Here is a 14,234-nt window from a genome sequence, read left to right as displayed (position 1 = left end):
TTCTGTACGTGCCGGGCGGTCAGGCTGTCGTCGAGAGGCGCTGCATCTCGCGGTCGACTGCCGACTGGTGCGCTTCTGCGTCCTCACGCGCGCGGCGCGGGCTCCACCGGCCCTTCATGACGAAGACGAAGGGCAGGAACAGAATCTGCCCGCCCATGCAGACGAGCCACCAGGTGCGCCACTGCCCCGGCCCGTCCTTGGCGGCCCTCGCCACGTCGTCCCCGTGCTCCTGCAGGACCTTCAGCTGCGGTTGCGCCTTCTGTACGACGGCGAGATCCGGGAGCCCCACTTCCTGTGCCGCCTTCGCCTGGAGTTCCGCAGGGGCCTTCCCCGGCGGGTACTTGGCGAGTTCGGCGAAGATCGGCTGGTGGGCGTTGATGACGGCCAGGGCCGGTCCTGCGGTGGCCTGTGCGACCTGGACCTCGTGCCCGTGCTCGACGATCGGGGTCACCGAGGCCACCGCGACGGGCAGGAACGCCGCGGAGACGGCGACGACGACGCGCAGAGTCCATCCCCACACGGCCAGGCCGGTCGCGGTCGCGGCAGGGTTGCGGCGCTCGACGGTCTCGGTGAATCCGGCCATCCACGGCGCGTACGTCACCCCGCTGAAGACGCCCATCACCGCGAAGAGCCACGCGAAGGTGTAGTAGCCGGTGTCCTGGTGCGTGGCGAGGACGGCGAACACCGCCGTGCCGGCCACCGAGCCGATCCCGCCCACCAGCATCAGGGGCTTGCGGACCCGCAGCCGGTCGGAGAGGAGTCCGGCCGCGATCAGTGCGACGGCGGTGGCGGCCCAGTACCAGTTGGCCAGGGCGTTGGCGCGCTGCTCGCTGTAGCCGAAGGTGGCGGAGTAGTAGATGACGAGGTTGCCGACCGCCGCGTAGTAGAAGAGCAGGAAGACGCTGATGGCGAAGGCCGGACCGATGACGTCCAGGCGCATCATCTGGCGCCAGTGGCCGCCGGTCCGGACGTCGTGGTCGATGCCCCGGGCGCGTGCCTCGACCAAGGCCCGGTCCCGCAGGCTGACCATGATCTGGTCCCGCAGCCGCGGCGCGAGCTCCCTGAGCCCGAACAGGGCGACGACGAAGACGACCAGAGCGCTGACGCCGGCGTAGCGCAGCTCGTCCTGCCAGCTGGACGTGTCGAGCGTTGCGCTGGTCACCGAGGTCACGACGAGGCTTCCGACGACGGGGCCCATGGTCCACGAGCCCATGGCCGTGGCCCGACCGAGCTGCGGTGAGAAGTCCCGGATCAGCGCGGGGGTGGCCACCAGGACGATGCCCTCGACGAAGTAGAGCGCGGAGAACAGGACGAGGTAGGTCGTCTTGTCCTGAGCGCTCGGCAGGAACAGGACGAGCACCGCGGCCAGGAGAAGTCCGTAGACGACCATGTTCGCCCGGCCCCAGCGGTCCGCGAGCCCGGCGATCAGGGAGGCGAAGGCGCCGATGGCGTTGCCGATGACGGACAGCAGGACGAAGTAGCCGAAGGTCATGTCGTAGTGCGCCATGATCGAGGTGGCGACCGCGTACTGCACGTAGAGCAGGTAGTAGAGGACGATCGTCGTGGCGATCACGATGCCCAGGCACGCGTAGCGGCGGGCCGGATCCGGGTAGGCGCCGAGATCCCGGCGCCAGAGCCGGGAGACCGCACCGGGCGGGGCTTCGTCGGTGACGAACGATGAGACGGACACGCGGCAGCTCCAGAAGAGGGGTGGGCACCCTGGATCGCTCATGCGGTCCAGGACTCTTGCGCGGTGCACCGGCCTAGGTGGCAAGCAGTATGCGAGCAGCCGGAAGGCACGCACAAGGTTCTGGAACGTACGCGTTCTTGATTCTTTTCGGACCTTCCTGTCCCGGGATAAGGTCGGGCGACCATCCGCGGCAGCTCCACGGCGGGACGTGGGGACGCGGCGCGAGAAGGGGTTGCGGTGTGAGTGAGCGTGCAGGGGCGGCAGCCTCGCGGGGAGAGAAGTACGGCGGCCAGTCACGCGAGGAGCGTGCGGCCGACCGGCGCGGCCGCATCACTCAGTCGGCACTGGAACTCTTCGCCGCGCGCCCGTACGACGACGTCACCGTCGCGGAGGTGTGCACCCGGGCCAAGGTGTCCAAGCGCTACTTCTACGACCACTTCACCGACCGCGAGAACCTGCTGCTCGCCGTCCACCGGGAACGCAACGACTGGCTCCTGGCCGAGGTCGCCCAGGCGGCCCCCGAAGAGCCTGCGGACCTCGACGCCCTGTTCCGCCCCATGATGACGACGCTGGTGCGGACGCTCTTCGAGCACCCCGAAACCGCCCGCGTTATCTACATCAACGCGCCGCGCATGGAGCTGCGCCGCCGCGGGCTGCTGCGCAAGAACGCCGAGTTGTTCGGCGGAATGACCCGTCGCGTCGTCGCGCGCCCAAGCGACAAGGTCCGCTACGAACGAACGGCGCTGGCCCTGGTGGCAGGCGTCAGCGAGGTGATCATCGACTGGCTGGAGCGCGGGATGACGGACGACATCGAAGAACTGGTCGACCACCTCACCGGGATCGCCACGGCTCTTCTCGCCGGCCTGGATTGACACGACAGCGCCTGGTACACCGGCGATCCTGCCGCAATCTCCAGCTCCTGATCACTCATCACCCGTTCAGTGGCCGCTCCCCTACGACGATCCCGCGCTCGTCGTACCGCTGTCACCTGCGGGCATTGCTCATCAGGGGGATACCGATGTACCACGTTCGGCGGAAAAGGGGAGGCAACCTGATCGTGCGTTTCGTTGCCCGTGGCGTCTTGATGAGGGGAGCAGGGACGACTGCGGCGCACCGGGCGCCGCACCTGTTTGGCGAAAGCAGAGATCATGCGTTCTATCCGGTACACCCTTCCCGCCGCAGCAGCTCTCACCGTCGCCCTGGGGTTCGGTGCGCCGATAGCCCACGCCGCCCCGCAGGCCTCCGCGGCGTGTGACGCCGCGACGACCAAGGCCAACCAGGCCCAGGCGGACTCCGATGCTGCGGCGGCGGACCTGAAGAAGCAGGAGGAGGCAGGCGGTCACCCGGGTACGGCCGAGGAGGAGAACGCGTCCTCGCTGGCGAACGCGGCAGCCCTCGCCACGACCGACGCGCAGCGGGTCTGCGCGGGTACGAGCCCGGTCGGCCCGATGAAGACCGGCGTCGGCGGCACGAGCGAGGGCTCGAACACGGCCTCGCTGGCGACCGGTGCCGGACTCATCGGCGCGGCGGGCATCGGCGTCATGGCCATGCGACGCCGCCGGGCCGACTCGACGAAGTAGCGCTCACTCCCCCGGTGCCCGCGCGACCACTGAAGCTTCCGGCCGCGCGGGCCTCGTGCGTCAGGCCTTGAGCACCTTCCGTGCACGCGATGTCGCAGCTAGGGTTCCCGAGGCATAAGCGGTGCCGCAGGAACGGATGTTGCGTGAAGTGCAGGCGCCGCCCCTGGCGGGAGGGACAACAGACAGCATGCAGATCAGCAAGGCCACCGGCGCAGACACTGAGGTCATCAGCGAGATCCTCGGCGAGATCGCGGAATACTACGGCGACGAGCCAGTCCCCGGTGACCAGGACCAGGTCAGGCGGGCCCTCTTCGACGAGCAGCCCGCAGCGACGTGCCTGCTCGCGCGGGACGGCGACGAGGTCCTCGGCCTGGCGTCCTACAGCCTGCTCTGGCCGGCGGCGCACGCGGGCACCAGCCTCTACCTGATGGAGCTATACGTCCGGGAGTCGGCGCGGCGCCGAGGTGTGGCGTCGGCATTCATGGCCGCGCTGAAGTCCGAGGCGCTCGCTGCCGGGTGCTCACAGATCCAATGGACCGCGGACGCGGACAACCCCTCAGCCCTGGACTTCTACGAGTCGCTCGGCGCGGAACAGAAGGCGAGGAAGGTGTTCTACCGGCTCGGGCTCTGACACGCCGGTGACGTCCCGAAGAGCGGCACACCGGCGCCGACGTGCGAGTGTCTCCGTTCCCGAGTGCATCAGAGCCGAGACGAGGCCGTGGAACTGACGTTGATTGCCGTATTCGGAGTGCTGAGCATCGTGGCGGTGGCGGCGCTGTCCCGGCGGATCTGAGTGACTGCGCCGCTTGCGCTCGTGCTGGTGGCGCGGCGGGATGGTCATCGGCTGGTCCGGGATGCGCGGCGCGATCACGGTGGCCGCCGCCCAAACGCTGCCCGCCGACACTCCCTACCGGGCCCAACTGCTCCTGATCGCATTCGTCGTGGCCATCACCACGCTCCTGGTGCAAGGCCTGACGCTCCCCCGGCTGATCCGGGCGCTCAGGATTCCGGGCGACGACAGCACCGCCGACCGCGCCGCCTTGCACCAGCTGTCATCCGATCTGTCCGTCCGAGTGGCCGACACCCTGGCCGATCCCCAGCTGACGATGAGCGACGGCACCCCGTACGATCCGACGACCTTGGATCAGGTCCGTAAGTGGACCGCGCCCCGCCGCCGGTTGCCCGCCCCCTCGGGCAGCGAACCTGACGGTGTCAACCTTCAGGAGAAGTTCCAGGAGCTGATGCTGGCTGCCACGACAGCCAAGCAGGACGAACTGCTGTCTCTTCGCTGGGCGGGCACCTACAACTCCCGCGTTCTCACTCAGGCCCAGTCAATGATCGACAACGAATTGTCGCGCTTCCAAGTCCCCGAGGGTTAGCAGGGACATGAGTCCTGGCCCCAGTCCGGTCATGCGCCGAGCTCACTGAGGCCGAGGTCCTGACGCGCTCCGACCACCACTTCCACCTCGCCTGCGACGAGGCGGTTCTCCCGGATCTGCCAGATGCGTTCGGGCGCAGCAGTGCCTGCGGCGGTCGTGTGTTCCTCCACGACCAACGCAAGGTCTCCCCTGTCGGCGACCAGAAGTTCAGCCGGAACGCTCACACCGTCGGAGAAACACAGCATGACGCCGAGCGGGACAGGGGCTTCGACGAACCCCTGGGGATCGGGCAGGTTCCGGATCCGGCAGCGAGCGCCTGCGAAGAGGTGGGTATGGGCGCACTCCGCCGGGAAGGAGCGGCCGCCCTCGGAGTCTGGAACTGGCCTGGACAAGGAACTCCTCAAAGTGCAGCAGCGGTCTGCCCCTCCCTCACCCGCAGCTTAGCCCCGCTTCAGGGTGACTCCCCGTAGCGGGTGACAATCGCGGCGGCACGGTTGCGCAACGAGGTGCGCAACGACTGCGGGGCCAGGACTTCCGCGTCCGTGCCGAGCTGCCACAGCGCCCAATCAGCGTGACGGGAATCCTGAAAGGTGACCTCCAGGCGCAACCACTTGTCTGCATCGGCTCCCTCGGAGAGAACGGTCAGTACGGTGCCAAGCAGGTCCTCGCGCCGTGTCGGCTCCACCCGTACCAGCGCGGCGACCTGGTCGCCGCCGGTTCGAAACCGGGTACTGCGCTCCCGCCAGGCACGGTCCAGATCGACCGCTTCCGCTCGCTGTGCGGGCTCGGCAAGTTCCTCGGCGGCTACGATCCGCGACATCCGGTAGGTGCGATCCGCGCCGGACCTCGTGGCCAGCAAGTAACCCTGCTCGCGTACGGTGACGAGCCCGATCGGGTCCACCGAGCGCCATTTCGGGGCCTGACCCACTGCTGCATAGCGGATGCGCAGTTTGTGTCCGGCAAACACCGCGCGCCGGACTGCGGTCGCGACAGGGGCAGGTATCTCCTCAGCCGCGAGGCGACGCGAGAGGAGATCGGTCTCCGGGTCAATCAGCAAGCGCTCGGCCACACCGGCCGCGGTGTGGCGATGGGTTTCGGGCAGCGCGTCGACCACCTTGAGCATGGCCGAGGCGAGCGCTGAGCCGAGGCCGAAAGCCTGCGCGCCGCGCCGCGATCCGGCGACCAGCAGGGCGAGGGCTTCATCGTGATTCAGGCCGGTGAGTTCGGTTCGGAAACCGGACGACAACGCGAAGCCCCCGTGCCGACCGCGTTCGGCATAGACCGGTATACCGGCTGCGGACAGCGCCTCGATGTCTCGCAGCACGGTGCGAGTGGATACCTCCAACTCGCGGGCCAGTGTGTCCGCAGTCAGCCGACCGCGCTGACGCAGCAGCAGTACCAGCGAGACCAACCGGTCGGCGCGCATGAGAAAACCCTATCGAAATACATGACGAAGGGTGTCGTGATTTGTTGGGAGGCTGGTCAGCAAGACGTCGAGGCGGCGGGTTCAGAGCCGATGGACGTACGCACTCCCCATGAGTCGAATGGAGCTGACGTGACAGTGGAACGAACGGCGGTCAACCCGGTGACGTGGTCGGTGGATCTGGGATTCAACCAGGGTGAGGTCGTCTCCGGGCACAACCGGACCCTGTACATCTCGGGGCAGACCGCCATGAACAGCGACGGCAAGCCTCAGCATGACGCTGACATGGCAGCGCAGTTGGCTCTGAGCATCGACAACCTCGAGGCCGTGCTCGCCGAAGCCGGCATGTCGCTCGCACACCTCGTCCGGCTGGGCGTCTACACGACCAACATCGATCTGCTCTTCCAGCATTACGGCGTGCTGGCAGCACGGTTGGGCGCCGCCAACGTGGCTCCGACCTCCACGATGCTCGAAGTGGCACGACTCGCGGTCCCCGGCCAGATGGTCGAGTTGGAGGCGACCGCCGTCGCATAGCGTCCGGAGATCCTGGCCTACTCTGCCTGGTGACGGCAGATCTGTACCGAGCGGACGCGGCCGAAGCAGGGAAGACGAGGAACAGATGACACTCAAAGCAGGCCAGCGGGTGGTGCTGGCAGCGGACACCCGACTGACCGATTCGGCCGAGGTGTCAGGGGTCGTCGTCGGGTTCCTGTCCTTGGCAGCGGGCACCGGCGGGACCGTCGAGCAGGTGCTCGGCCACCAGGACGAAAGCGACGGCGTGCGCGAGTACGAGCGGCTCAAGTCGCTGCTCGACTCCTTCGGGCGCGAGATGCCCACGGAGAGCAGGAGGCAGCTCGAAGAGAAGGTCGGCTCCCTGGAATCCGAGTGGGCCGCCTTCCAGGAACGCGGGCCTCGCGTGAGCGTGCGGGTCCGCTTCGACAACGGGTTCATCCTCGACGGGGCCCAGGAGGACATCTTCGTCCTGGCCTGAGGTCGTCGGTGCCACAGGTGTGCGGGTGTGTTCGGACGGCCGATATTGTGGCGGGATGGTGGACAGAACCGGCGGTGAGCCACAGGTCGATGGACGCTCCACCCGGTGGGACGAGCACAAGGCGCAGCGTCAGATCGAGTTGGTGGACGCGGCGGTCGAGCTCATCGAGGAGGAGGGCACGCAGTTCCGGGTGCAGCGCCTGGCGGAGCGTGTGGGGTTGTCGCGGTCGGTGCTCTACCGGCAGTTCAAGGACCGCGCTTCCCTCGACGAGTTGATCCGCCGCCGGGTGGTGGAGTCGTTCATGAAGCGCATGGAGCCCACTCTCACCTTCGAGGGGACGGTCGAGGAGGCCGTGCACCGTGTGGTGGGCGCGCATCTGGACTGGGTGTCCCAGCATCCGCGCCTGTACGCCTACATGGGCGTCGGAGAGCACGCGATGGGTGACGGGTCCCTGGTGGCGGACACCAAGACGGCCATCGCGCTGATGCTCAGCGAGCGGTTCGGTGACGTGTTGAAGGCCCTGGGGCTGGGGGACGCACCGATCCGTTCGGTGGCTGTCGGGATCGTGGGGTTCGTGGACACCGCGGTCAACCAGTGGATGCGGGACCCCGAGCGTGAACTGTCGGAGGATGAGCTGCGCGCGATGCTGTGCCGCTCGGTCTGGGCGGTGCTGGACGCGACGCTGCGGGACTTCGGCGTGGAGTTGTCGCCGCAGCAGCGCGTGGCGGATCTCGAAGGGGCTTGAGCGCGCTCACCGGTTTCGGGGTGGGTTGCCGTACAGGCGTCAACCGACCGCGACCATGGTGTCCTTCGCGGCGCGCCGCAGGGAATCCGCATCCGTGAATTTGACGCGGGGGCGTCCCTCGGCCTCGCCCGCCGCCCGTTCCGCGCGGTCTATCGCCTGCCAGGCCTCCAGGCCCAGGGCGTGCGGCGTCTGGTTGACGTCGGTCACCGGCTGCGCGAGGCGTCCCTCGGTGAAGTCCTCGATGAGGGACTCGACCGTTTCCTTGGCGCAGGTCTTGTTCGTACCGATGAAACCGGTCGGGCCGCGCTTGATCCAGCCCGCGACGTAGACGCCGGGCTCGACCCGGCCTGCCTCGTGCGGGACGGTCGCGCTGTCCTCGTCGAAGGGCAGGCCGGGGACGGGGCGGGCGCGGTAGCCGACGGAGCGCAGAACGAGTCCGGTCTCCAGGAGCTGTGTGTCGCCGGTGGGCAGGGCTCGTACGGTGCCGTTTTCGTCTGTGTGGAGGGTGGTGCTGGTGGTCTCCAGGGCTTGTACGCGGTTCTCGCCGGTGAGCCGTACCGGGCTGGTCAAAAAGCGCAGCACGATACGGCGACGTCCCTCGACCCGTGTGCGGGCGGCGAGTTCCGACAGCAGGCGGGTCTTCTCGGTGGTGTCCGCTTCCAGGTCGCCGGGCCAGCCCTCGACGCTCACGTCCACGTCCTCGAGGGCGGACAGTGCGAGGAGTTCGGGCACGGTGAACGCGGCCTGGGCGGGACCGCGCCGGCCGAGGAGGACGACCTCGCGGATCTTGCTGCCCCGGAGCGCGGTGAGCGCACGGTCGGAGATGTCCGTACGGGCCAGGGTGTCGGGGTCGGAGGTGAGGATGCGGGCGATGTCGAGGGCGACGTTGCCGTTGCCTACGACGACCGCGCGTTCGGTGTCGAGGTGGTGGTCGTCGTGCGCGCGGTCGGGGTGGCCGTTGTACCAGGCGACGAAATCCGTTGCAGAGACGCTTCCGGGCAGGTCCTCGCCCTCGATGCCGAGGCGTTTGTCGGTGGCGGCGCCGACGGCGTAGAGCACGGCGTGGTGTTCGCGCAGCAAGTCGGTGTGGGTGAGGTCGGTGCCGACATCGATGCCGAGCCGGTAGCTGAAGCCGGGCTGGGACTCGACGGTCCGGAAGAGCCGGGTGACCTGTTTGGTGTCCTGGTGGTCGGGTGCGACGCCGGCCCGTGCGAGACCGTACGGGGTGGGGAGCCGGTCGTAGACGGTGACGCGCACACCCGGGTGGCGCAGCAGTTCGTCGGCGGCGAACAGACCCGCGGGTCCCGCACCGACGACGGCCACGCTCAACTCGCCTGCAGGGAGGGCGGGTTGTCTGGGCACGACATACATGGGTGTGCGGTCGTCGTGCGGGTTGTCCTTGTAGTAGGAGGCATTCAGCTCCAGGAAAGGCAACTCCCCCGCGCCGAGGGCCGTATGGGGCTTGAGCGCGTCCACCGGGCAGGCCGTCGTGCAGGCGCCGCAGTCCACGCAGGTCCGCGGATCGACGTAGAGCATCTCGGCGGTGTTGAAGCCGGGCTCACCCGGTGCGGGGTGGATGCAGTTGACCGGGCAGGCCAGCACGCAGGAGGCGTCGGCGCAGCAGGATCGGGTGACGACGTACGGCACGGCGGGCTGGTCTCCGTTCGGGCGGTTCAGGGGAGAGCGATGCGGGGGCGTACGGCCCTAGTCGGTGAGCGGGGCGGGCTCGCCGCGGAAGCGTGCGGGGCGGCCGTCGATGCGCAGGGCCTTCCACAGCGGGCGGGACACCTTGTTCATCAGGCCTATGTCCTGGGCGAGCATCCGAACGTCGGAGAAGAGCTCGTGGAGCATCTTCTCGCCGGCCTCGGACTTCCAGAAGACCTCCTTGATCACCCAGTCCGGGATGCCGGCCTGCGCGGCGGACTTCCGGTCGGGGATCATGATGACGTCGCACAGGACCCGCATGATCAGTGGGAAGAGGACGGACAGGGCGCCGCGACGGGCCTTGCCGAAGCGCGGGACGCGCAGGCGCAGGAACTCGTGGGCGAAGGAGATGTGCCGGGCTTCCTCGGCGATGTGGATCTGCATGATCCGCTGCGGGAGGGGGTGGACCGGCTCACCGCTGCGCAGGGCCCCCTTCTGCAGGTGGTCGATGGGCTCCTCGCCGGCCAGGATGCCGGTGAAGAACGCCTCGGGGTACAGGGAGCCGGCCAGCGGCAGGATGCGGCTGAGCTGGCGGAACCAGCGCTTGCCGCCGGCGGTGTCCACGCCGGTGCGGTTGACCAGTTCCTGGAACATCTGGGTGTGGTGGGTCTCTTCGGTGATCTCGTGGGTGAGATACCTGAACTCCAGGTTCTGGTTGCCCAGTTGGTAGACGTAGTCGAGCGCTCCGCGCATCAACAGGTTCTCGAACTGCATGCCCACCTTGGCGATCACCGCCCAGCGCCAGATCCCGATACGGATCCGGGTGTCGAGCGGCTGCTCCTGATACCAGGGGTGGGCACCCAGGGCATCCGCGGAGGTGAGCACCCAGCGCGGGTCGCTCGTGTCCACGGCGAACTCGGGGGCGTCCCACTTGATGTCGGTGAAGGCGTTGAAGTTGATGTTGACGGAGCCTTCGGACAGGGTCCGCAGGCGCTCGTCGTAGACCTTCCGGGTCAGGTGTGAGGTCATCTTCGTCCTCGCTTGTCTGCTCGGCCGCCCCGCAGGGCGGGGCGGATGGACGGGCCGGCCGGGCGGTCAGGCCGCGCGGGTCGACTCCGGGGCTGTCTCGGTTTCCGCGCGGGACGGGCCCGCCGTGTCGAAGCGCAGGTGACTGTCTTCGATGGGGGTGTTCTGGAGCATGGCGCGGTCGCGGTAGTAGTTGTTCCACAGCCTCCACGGGGCGCGGGCGCCCTGGCGCGGCATGACCTTGTCGGCCCGGGCGATGTAGCCGGAGGTCAGGGCCTCGCCCATGACGGAGAAGTCCGTACGGTCGCCGTCGGAGGCCACCGGGGTGGCGATGTCGTGTCCGTGGGTCCGCATGTGCGCGAGCAGGCGAGCGGTGTAGTCGGCCGCCAGGTCCGCCTTCAGGGTCCAGGAGGCGTTGGTGTAGCCGATGACGAGGGACATGTTGGGCACGCCCTCGAGCAGAACTGCCTTGTAGAGGACGCGGTGGGTGACGTCCACCGGGCGGCCGTCGACGGTGACTTCCATGCCGCCCATGAGGCGGACGCTCAGGCCCGTCGCGGTGACGACGATGTCGGCCTTCAGCTCCTCGCCGGACTTCAGGCGGATGCCGTCGGTGGTGAACGTGTCGATGTGATCGGTGGCGATGGATGCCTTGCCGCTCTTGAGCACCTTGAAGAGGTCGCCGCCCGGGACGATGCACAGCCGCTGGTCCCACGGCTTGTAGTGGGGGCTGAAGTGGCGCATGTCGACGCGCTTGCCGAGCCGGGCGCGTACGAGACCGAGCAGTGCCTTGCGGGCGAGGCGGGGGTACTTGCGGCAGAAGGCGTAACTCCCGCGCTGTAGCGCGATGTTGCGGGCACGGACGACGGAGTGGGTCAGCCGGGCAGGGACGCGCAGCTTCTGCAGGACGAAGGTGAGCGGGTCGGTCTCGGGCAGGGCGAGGATGTACGTGGGCGAGCGCTGCAGCATGGTGATGCTCGCGGCCTGGTCGGCCAGCGCGGGCAGCAGGGTGATGGCGGTGGCGCCGGAACCGATGACGACCACGCGCTTGCCGGTGTGGTCGAGGTCTTCGGGCCATTGTTGGGGGTGGACCAGCGTGCCCCGGTAGTCCGCCTCGCCGGGGAACTGGGGGCGGTAGGGCTTGTCGTAGTCGTAGTAGCCGGTTGCGCCGATGAGGTAGCCCGCACTGTACGACTCGCGCACGCCGGTGCTCTCGTCCTCGACCTCGACGGTCCAACGGCCGGTGGCGTGCGAGAAGTCGGCACTGACGGCCCGGCGGCCGAAGCGGACGTGCTCCAGCACTTTGCCGTCTGCTGCGGCGTCCTCGACGTACTGCCGGATCTCCGCGCCGTCGGCGAGGATGCGGGCGTCGCGCCAGGGGCGGAACCCGAATCCGAAGGTGGGCATGTCGGAGTCGGAGCGGATGCCGGGGTAGCGGAAGAGGTCCCAGGTGCCGCCCACGCGGGCTCGGCGCTCGAGCACGACGAGCGACGTGTCGGGCCTGTCACGCAGGACGTGGTGCGCGGCGCTGATGCCGGATATTCCTGCGCCGATGACAAGGACGTCGATGTGCTGCTGCTCCATCGCGGAGGGTCCTCACTCTCGCTCGTACGCCCCTGGGGAAGACGGGGGCGGAGGGGGCACCGCCACTCATGGCGCTGACGGTCGCTCAGGTACGTGGTTCCACGTATGGGCGATACCCGCAATTTACCTGCGACACTCTGTTTCACATACCGTCGGTAACGTGAGGTGGGCCACACCCAAAGGGATGTCAATGTGGATGAACTGGCACAGGTGTCACAGATATTGAGCGGGCGTCCCCCGTCACGGGAGACGCCAGAGGGTGTACTGGGCAGCGCCGATCTTCGAAGCTGGTGTCCACCGGAACGGAATCAGGGGGAGATCATGGCGACTTACTCGGTGTCAGTCAGACTGCAGCGCACGACTGTTGAGGAACGGTACGTCTCGGTCCCGATCACCAACGCGGTCATGCAGACGGAACCGGACGAGGACGGCGCCTACCATCTCGACCCGGAAAAGTTCTCCGCTGCCGCGATCGCGCTCGGTCAGGACGACACGGACTGGTCCCTGGAGAACCGAGGAGTAACGCTCCATCCGATCCAGAAGGCACCCGACCGCGTGCAACCTCTCCCCGACGCGGCGCAGGACTCCCCGTAGATCGGCGCAGCTCAGCGTCCGTAGCGGCTGTACTTCAGGCTAGCGACGAACCTTGAACCGCAAGTGGAGCACCCTGTCTCCCTGGATGACCACATGCGGGTCCTCCAGCAGGTGCTGTCCCTGGATGCCGCCGAAGTAGCGCCTGCCGGATCCGAAGACCACCGGGACCACATCCATCGCCACCTCGTCCACGAGGCCGGCCGCGAGGATCTGGGCGCCCGCATCGCCGGCGTTGACCGCGACGATCCGTTCCCCTGCGAGTTCCCGGGCCTTGTCGAGCGCAGCCGTTGCGCCGTCCACGAAATGACAGGACGCCTCGGGGTGCCACCCTTCGGGCTTGGGCCGGTGGGACACCACGACCACGTGGTCGCCCGCAGGCGGCTTGCCCTCCCAGCCGTTCACCTGGTCGAACAGGTTGCGCCCCATCACGATCGAACCGATCGACTCCCACGTCGACCGCACGTACTCCGCCGACGCGCGCGAGACCTTGATGCCGCTGCTGTCACCGGAGTGGTCGTACTGCTCGCCCCCGCCCACGACGATCGGGACGTCCCCGCTGAAGTACCAGTCGTGAAGCGGCCCGACCTCGCCTTTGTCATCGGCGATGAAGCCGTCCACCGACACCACACTGTGCATGATGACCTTGCCCATGGGCTCTCCTCGGAAGTGCCTTGCAGCTGTGCCGCAATCCTTTCGCACCGATCGCATCCGGGCATGTAAGAAATCAATCGGACGGCATCGGGCCGAGGTCCTGTGGCCCGGCCGGCGGGAGGGGGAACCTACGTCGCAGGTCCAGGTAATCCGTCGGTGTGTGTCCGGTGAAGTCCTTGAACTCCCTGCTGAAGTGGGCGTGGTCGAAGTAGCCCGCGGCCTGGGCGAGTCTCGACCAGTCGACGGGGCGCAGGGCGTCCACGGAGACAATCAGCCGCGCGAAGCGGTAGATCCGCGCCATCCGCTTGGGGGTGACTCCGACATGCTGCTTGAACATGTCGGCCAGGTGATTGCCACTCACTCCGGCGGCCTCGGCCAGTGATCCGACCGGGACCGTGCCGTGTGCGGTCTCCAGACGCAGGCCCGTGTGCTGGACCAGGTCGAGACCGCGCGCCGGGGCCTGGGCGAGTCGCGACCGCAGCTCCTCTTCCAGCACACGCAGGGTCTCGGCGGCGGACGTGACGTCGCCGACCCGGTTTCGCATCCGGTCCCCTGAGCGTTGCCAGACAGCGTCGACCGGTACCCACCGGTTACGCAGTTCCGCCGCCGGAATGCCGAGAAACGGCGACATCCCCCAGGGCTTGAAGTGCACCCCTACCAGCCGCACGTAGCTGGGGTACTCGAAGAGGAAGCGCCTGGTCCACACGCCCATGAACCACGCCTCGGTGAGTACGGCGGGCGGCACCGAGAGGTCGGAGTCCCATAGCCGGACGGGCCCGTCCAGGTGAAGGAACAAGTGTCCCGACGGCATGGGCGGGACGTTCATCCGCCGGTGCCGCGGCACACCGGTCAGGCAGTAGATGTCGTCGATGAACCGGTCGAGCGGTGGGGCGGGCACCCGGCCGACGTATTCCATGAACCCAGTGT

The 14,234-nt window shown here is 68.1% G+C and carries 16 protein-coding genes; 8 read left to right on the top strand and 8 right to left on the bottom strand.

Annotated elements, in window-relative coordinates:
- Positions 1-19: 19 nt before the first annotated feature.
- Positions 20-1,690, bottom strand: a complete 1,671-nt coding sequence (locus tag OG707_RS39615; RefSeq protein WP_329126826.1) for an MFS transporter — start codon at positions 1,688-1,690, stop codon at positions 20-22.
- A gap of 239 nt (positions 1,691-1,929) precedes the next feature.
- Between OG707_RS39615 and OG707_RS39610 the strand changes: the two genes are divergently transcribed.
- The 4 genes from OG707_RS39610 to OG707_RS39595 all read left to right on the top strand — a co-directional run bounded on the left by OG707_RS39610 (position 1,930) and on the right by OG707_RS39595 (position 4,649).
- Entirely contained in the window at positions 1,930-2,562 is a 633-nt protein-coding gene (locus OG707_RS39610; protein ID WP_329126824.1) for a TetR/AcrR family transcriptional regulator, read from the top strand.
- 276 nt (positions 2,563-2,838) lie between these two features.
- Entirely contained in the window at positions 2,839-3,270 is a 432-nt protein-coding gene (locus OG707_RS39605; RefSeq protein ID WP_329126823.1) for a hypothetical protein, read from the top strand.
- Positions 3,271-3,457: 187 nt separating this feature from the next.
- A complete protein-coding gene (locus tag OG707_RS39600) occupies positions 3,458-3,901 on the top strand; it encodes a GNAT family N-acetyltransferase (RefSeq protein ID WP_329126821.1) in 444 nt (147 codons plus the stop codon).
- Positions 3,902-4,103: 202 nt separating this feature from the next.
- A complete protein-coding gene (locus tag OG707_RS39595; protein WP_329126819.1) occupies positions 4,104-4,649 on the top strand; it encodes a cation:proton antiporter domain-containing protein in 546 nt (181 codons plus the stop codon).
- A gap of 29 nt (positions 4,650-4,678) precedes the next feature.
- Here OG707_RS39595 and OG707_RS39590 read toward each other — a convergent pair whose 3' ends face one another.
- Positions 4,679-4,819, bottom strand: coding sequence for a hypothetical protein (locus OG707_RS39590; protein ID WP_329126818.1), 141 nt, complete (start codon positions 4,817-4,819; stop codon positions 4,679-4,681).
- A 281-nt stretch (positions 4,820-5,100) separates the two neighbouring features.
- The gene (locus OG707_RS39585) at positions 5,101-6,075 is read right to left on the bottom strand and encodes a helix-turn-helix transcriptional regulator (RefSeq protein WP_329126816.1); all 975 of its coding nucleotides are present in this window, start codon (positions 6,073-6,075) and stop codon (positions 5,101-5,103) included.
- A gap of 135 nt (positions 6,076-6,210) precedes the next feature.
- On the opposite strand from OG707_RS39585, the gene OG707_RS39580 reads away from it, so the two are divergent.
- The 3 genes from OG707_RS39580 (at position 6,211) to OG707_RS39570 (ending at position 7,808) form a co-directional block, all read left to right on the top strand.
- On the top strand, positions 6,211-6,606 hold the full coding sequence (locus OG707_RS39580) for a RidA family protein (RefSeq protein WP_329128211.1): 396 nt from the start codon (positions 6,211-6,213) through the stop codon (positions 6,604-6,606).
- A gap of 85 nt (positions 6,607-6,691) precedes the next feature.
- Positions 6,692-7,063, top strand: a complete 372-nt coding sequence (locus OG707_RS39575) for a hypothetical protein (RefSeq protein WP_329126815.1) — start codon at positions 6,692-6,694, stop codon at positions 7,061-7,063.
- Positions 7,064-7,118: 55 nt separating this feature from the next.
- Positions 7,119-7,808 carry a TetR/AcrR family transcriptional regulator gene (locus OG707_RS39570; RefSeq protein WP_329126813.1) on the top strand — a complete coding sequence of 230 codons (690 nt, stop codon included), beginning with the start codon at positions 7,119-7,121 and terminating at the stop codon, positions 7,806-7,808.
- A gap of 39 nt (positions 7,809-7,847) precedes the next feature.
- Here OG707_RS39570 and OG707_RS39565 read toward each other — a convergent pair whose 3' ends face one another.
- The 3 genes from OG707_RS39565 to OG707_RS39555 all read right to left on the bottom strand — a co-directional run bounded on the left by OG707_RS39565 (position 7,848) and on the right by OG707_RS39555 (position 12,062).
- Positions 7,848-9,455, bottom strand: a complete 1,608-nt coding sequence (locus tag OG707_RS39565) for an FAD-dependent oxidoreductase (protein ID WP_329126811.1) — start codon at positions 9,453-9,455, stop codon at positions 7,848-7,850.
- Positions 9,456-9,512: 57 nt separating this feature from the next.
- Positions 9,513-10,481, bottom strand: coding sequence for an AurF N-oxygenase family protein (locus OG707_RS39560; protein WP_329126810.1), 969 nt, complete (start codon positions 10,479-10,481; stop codon positions 9,513-9,515).
- A gap of 66 nt (positions 10,482-10,547) precedes the next feature.
- Complete coding sequence (locus OG707_RS39555; RefSeq protein ID WP_329126808.1) at positions 10,548-12,062, bottom strand: flavin-containing monooxygenase; 1,515 nt, start codon at positions 12,060-12,062, stop codon at positions 10,548-10,550.
- Positions 12,063-12,383: 321 nt separating this feature from the next.
- Between OG707_RS39555 and OG707_RS39550 the strand changes: the two genes are divergently transcribed.
- A complete protein-coding gene (locus tag OG707_RS39550) occupies positions 12,384-12,656 on the top strand; it encodes a hypothetical protein (RefSeq protein ID WP_329126806.1) in 273 nt (90 codons plus the stop codon).
- 39 nt (positions 12,657-12,695) lie between these two features.
- Here the strand turns inward: OG707_RS39550 and OG707_RS39545 are convergent, their stop codons facing one another.
- Both OG707_RS39545 and OG707_RS39540 read right to left on the bottom strand, forming a co-directional pair.
- Complete coding sequence (locus tag OG707_RS39545) at positions 12,696-13,307, bottom strand: dihydrofolate reductase family protein (RefSeq protein ID WP_329126805.1); 612 nt, start codon at positions 13,305-13,307, stop codon at positions 12,696-12,698.
- Between the two features lie 73 nt (positions 13,308-13,380).
- On the bottom strand, positions 13,381-14,223 hold the full coding sequence (locus OG707_RS39540; protein WP_329126803.1) for a helix-turn-helix domain-containing protein: 843 nt from the start codon (positions 14,221-14,223) through the stop codon (positions 13,381-13,383).
- Positions 14,224-14,234 lie beyond the last annotated feature (11 nt).

Origin of the sequence: Streptomyces sp. NBC_01465, from assembly GCF_036227325.1 — a bacterium.
Taxonomy (GTDB): domain Bacteria; phylum Actinomycetota; class Actinomycetes; order Streptomycetales; family Streptomycetaceae; genus Streptomyces.
The sequence above is the reverse complement of the archived record's forward strand: the minus strand, read 5'-3'. Positions and strand labels throughout refer to the sequence as shown.

Coding starts and splice junctions, on each gene's coding strand:
- OG707_RS39575 (WP_329126815.1), top strand. CDS start 6,692: ATGACACTCAAAGCAGGCCAGCGGGTGGTGCTGGCAGCGGACACCCGA.
- OG707_RS39570 (WP_329126813.1), top strand. CDS start 7,119: ATGGTGGACAGAACCGGCGGTGAGCCACAGGTCGATGGACGCTCCACC.
- OG707_RS39550 (WP_329126806.1), top strand. CDS start 12,384: ATGGCGACTTACTCGGTGTCAGTCAGACTGCAGCGCACGACTGTTGAG.
- OG707_RS39540 (WP_329126803.1), bottom strand. CDS start 14,223: ATGGAATACGTCGGCCGGGTGCCCGCCCCACCGCTCGACCGGTTCATC.
- OG707_RS39605 (WP_329126823.1), top strand. CDS start 2,839: ATGCGTTCTATCCGGTACACCCTTCCCGCCGCAGCAGCTCTCACCGTC.
- OG707_RS39555 (WP_329126808.1), bottom strand. CDS start 12,062: ATGGAGCAGCAGCACATCGACGTCCTTGTCATCGGCGCAGGAATATCC.
- OG707_RS39585 (WP_329126816.1), bottom strand. CDS start 6,075: ATGCGCGCCGACCGGTTGGTCTCGCTGGTACTGCTGCTGCGTCAGCGC.
- OG707_RS39560 (WP_329126810.1), bottom strand. CDS start 10,481: ATGACCTCACACCTGACCCGGAAGGTCTACGACGAGCGCCTGCGGACC.
- OG707_RS39600 (WP_329126821.1), top strand. CDS start 3,458: ATGCAGATCAGCAAGGCCACCGGCGCAGACACTGAGGTCATCAGCGAG.
- OG707_RS39595 (WP_329126819.1), top strand. CDS start 4,104: ATGGTCATCGGCTGGTCCGGGATGCGCGGCGCGATCACGGTGGCCGCC.
- OG707_RS39545 (WP_329126805.1), bottom strand. CDS start 13,307: ATGGGCAAGGTCATCATGCACAGTGTGGTGTCGGTGGACGGCTTCATC.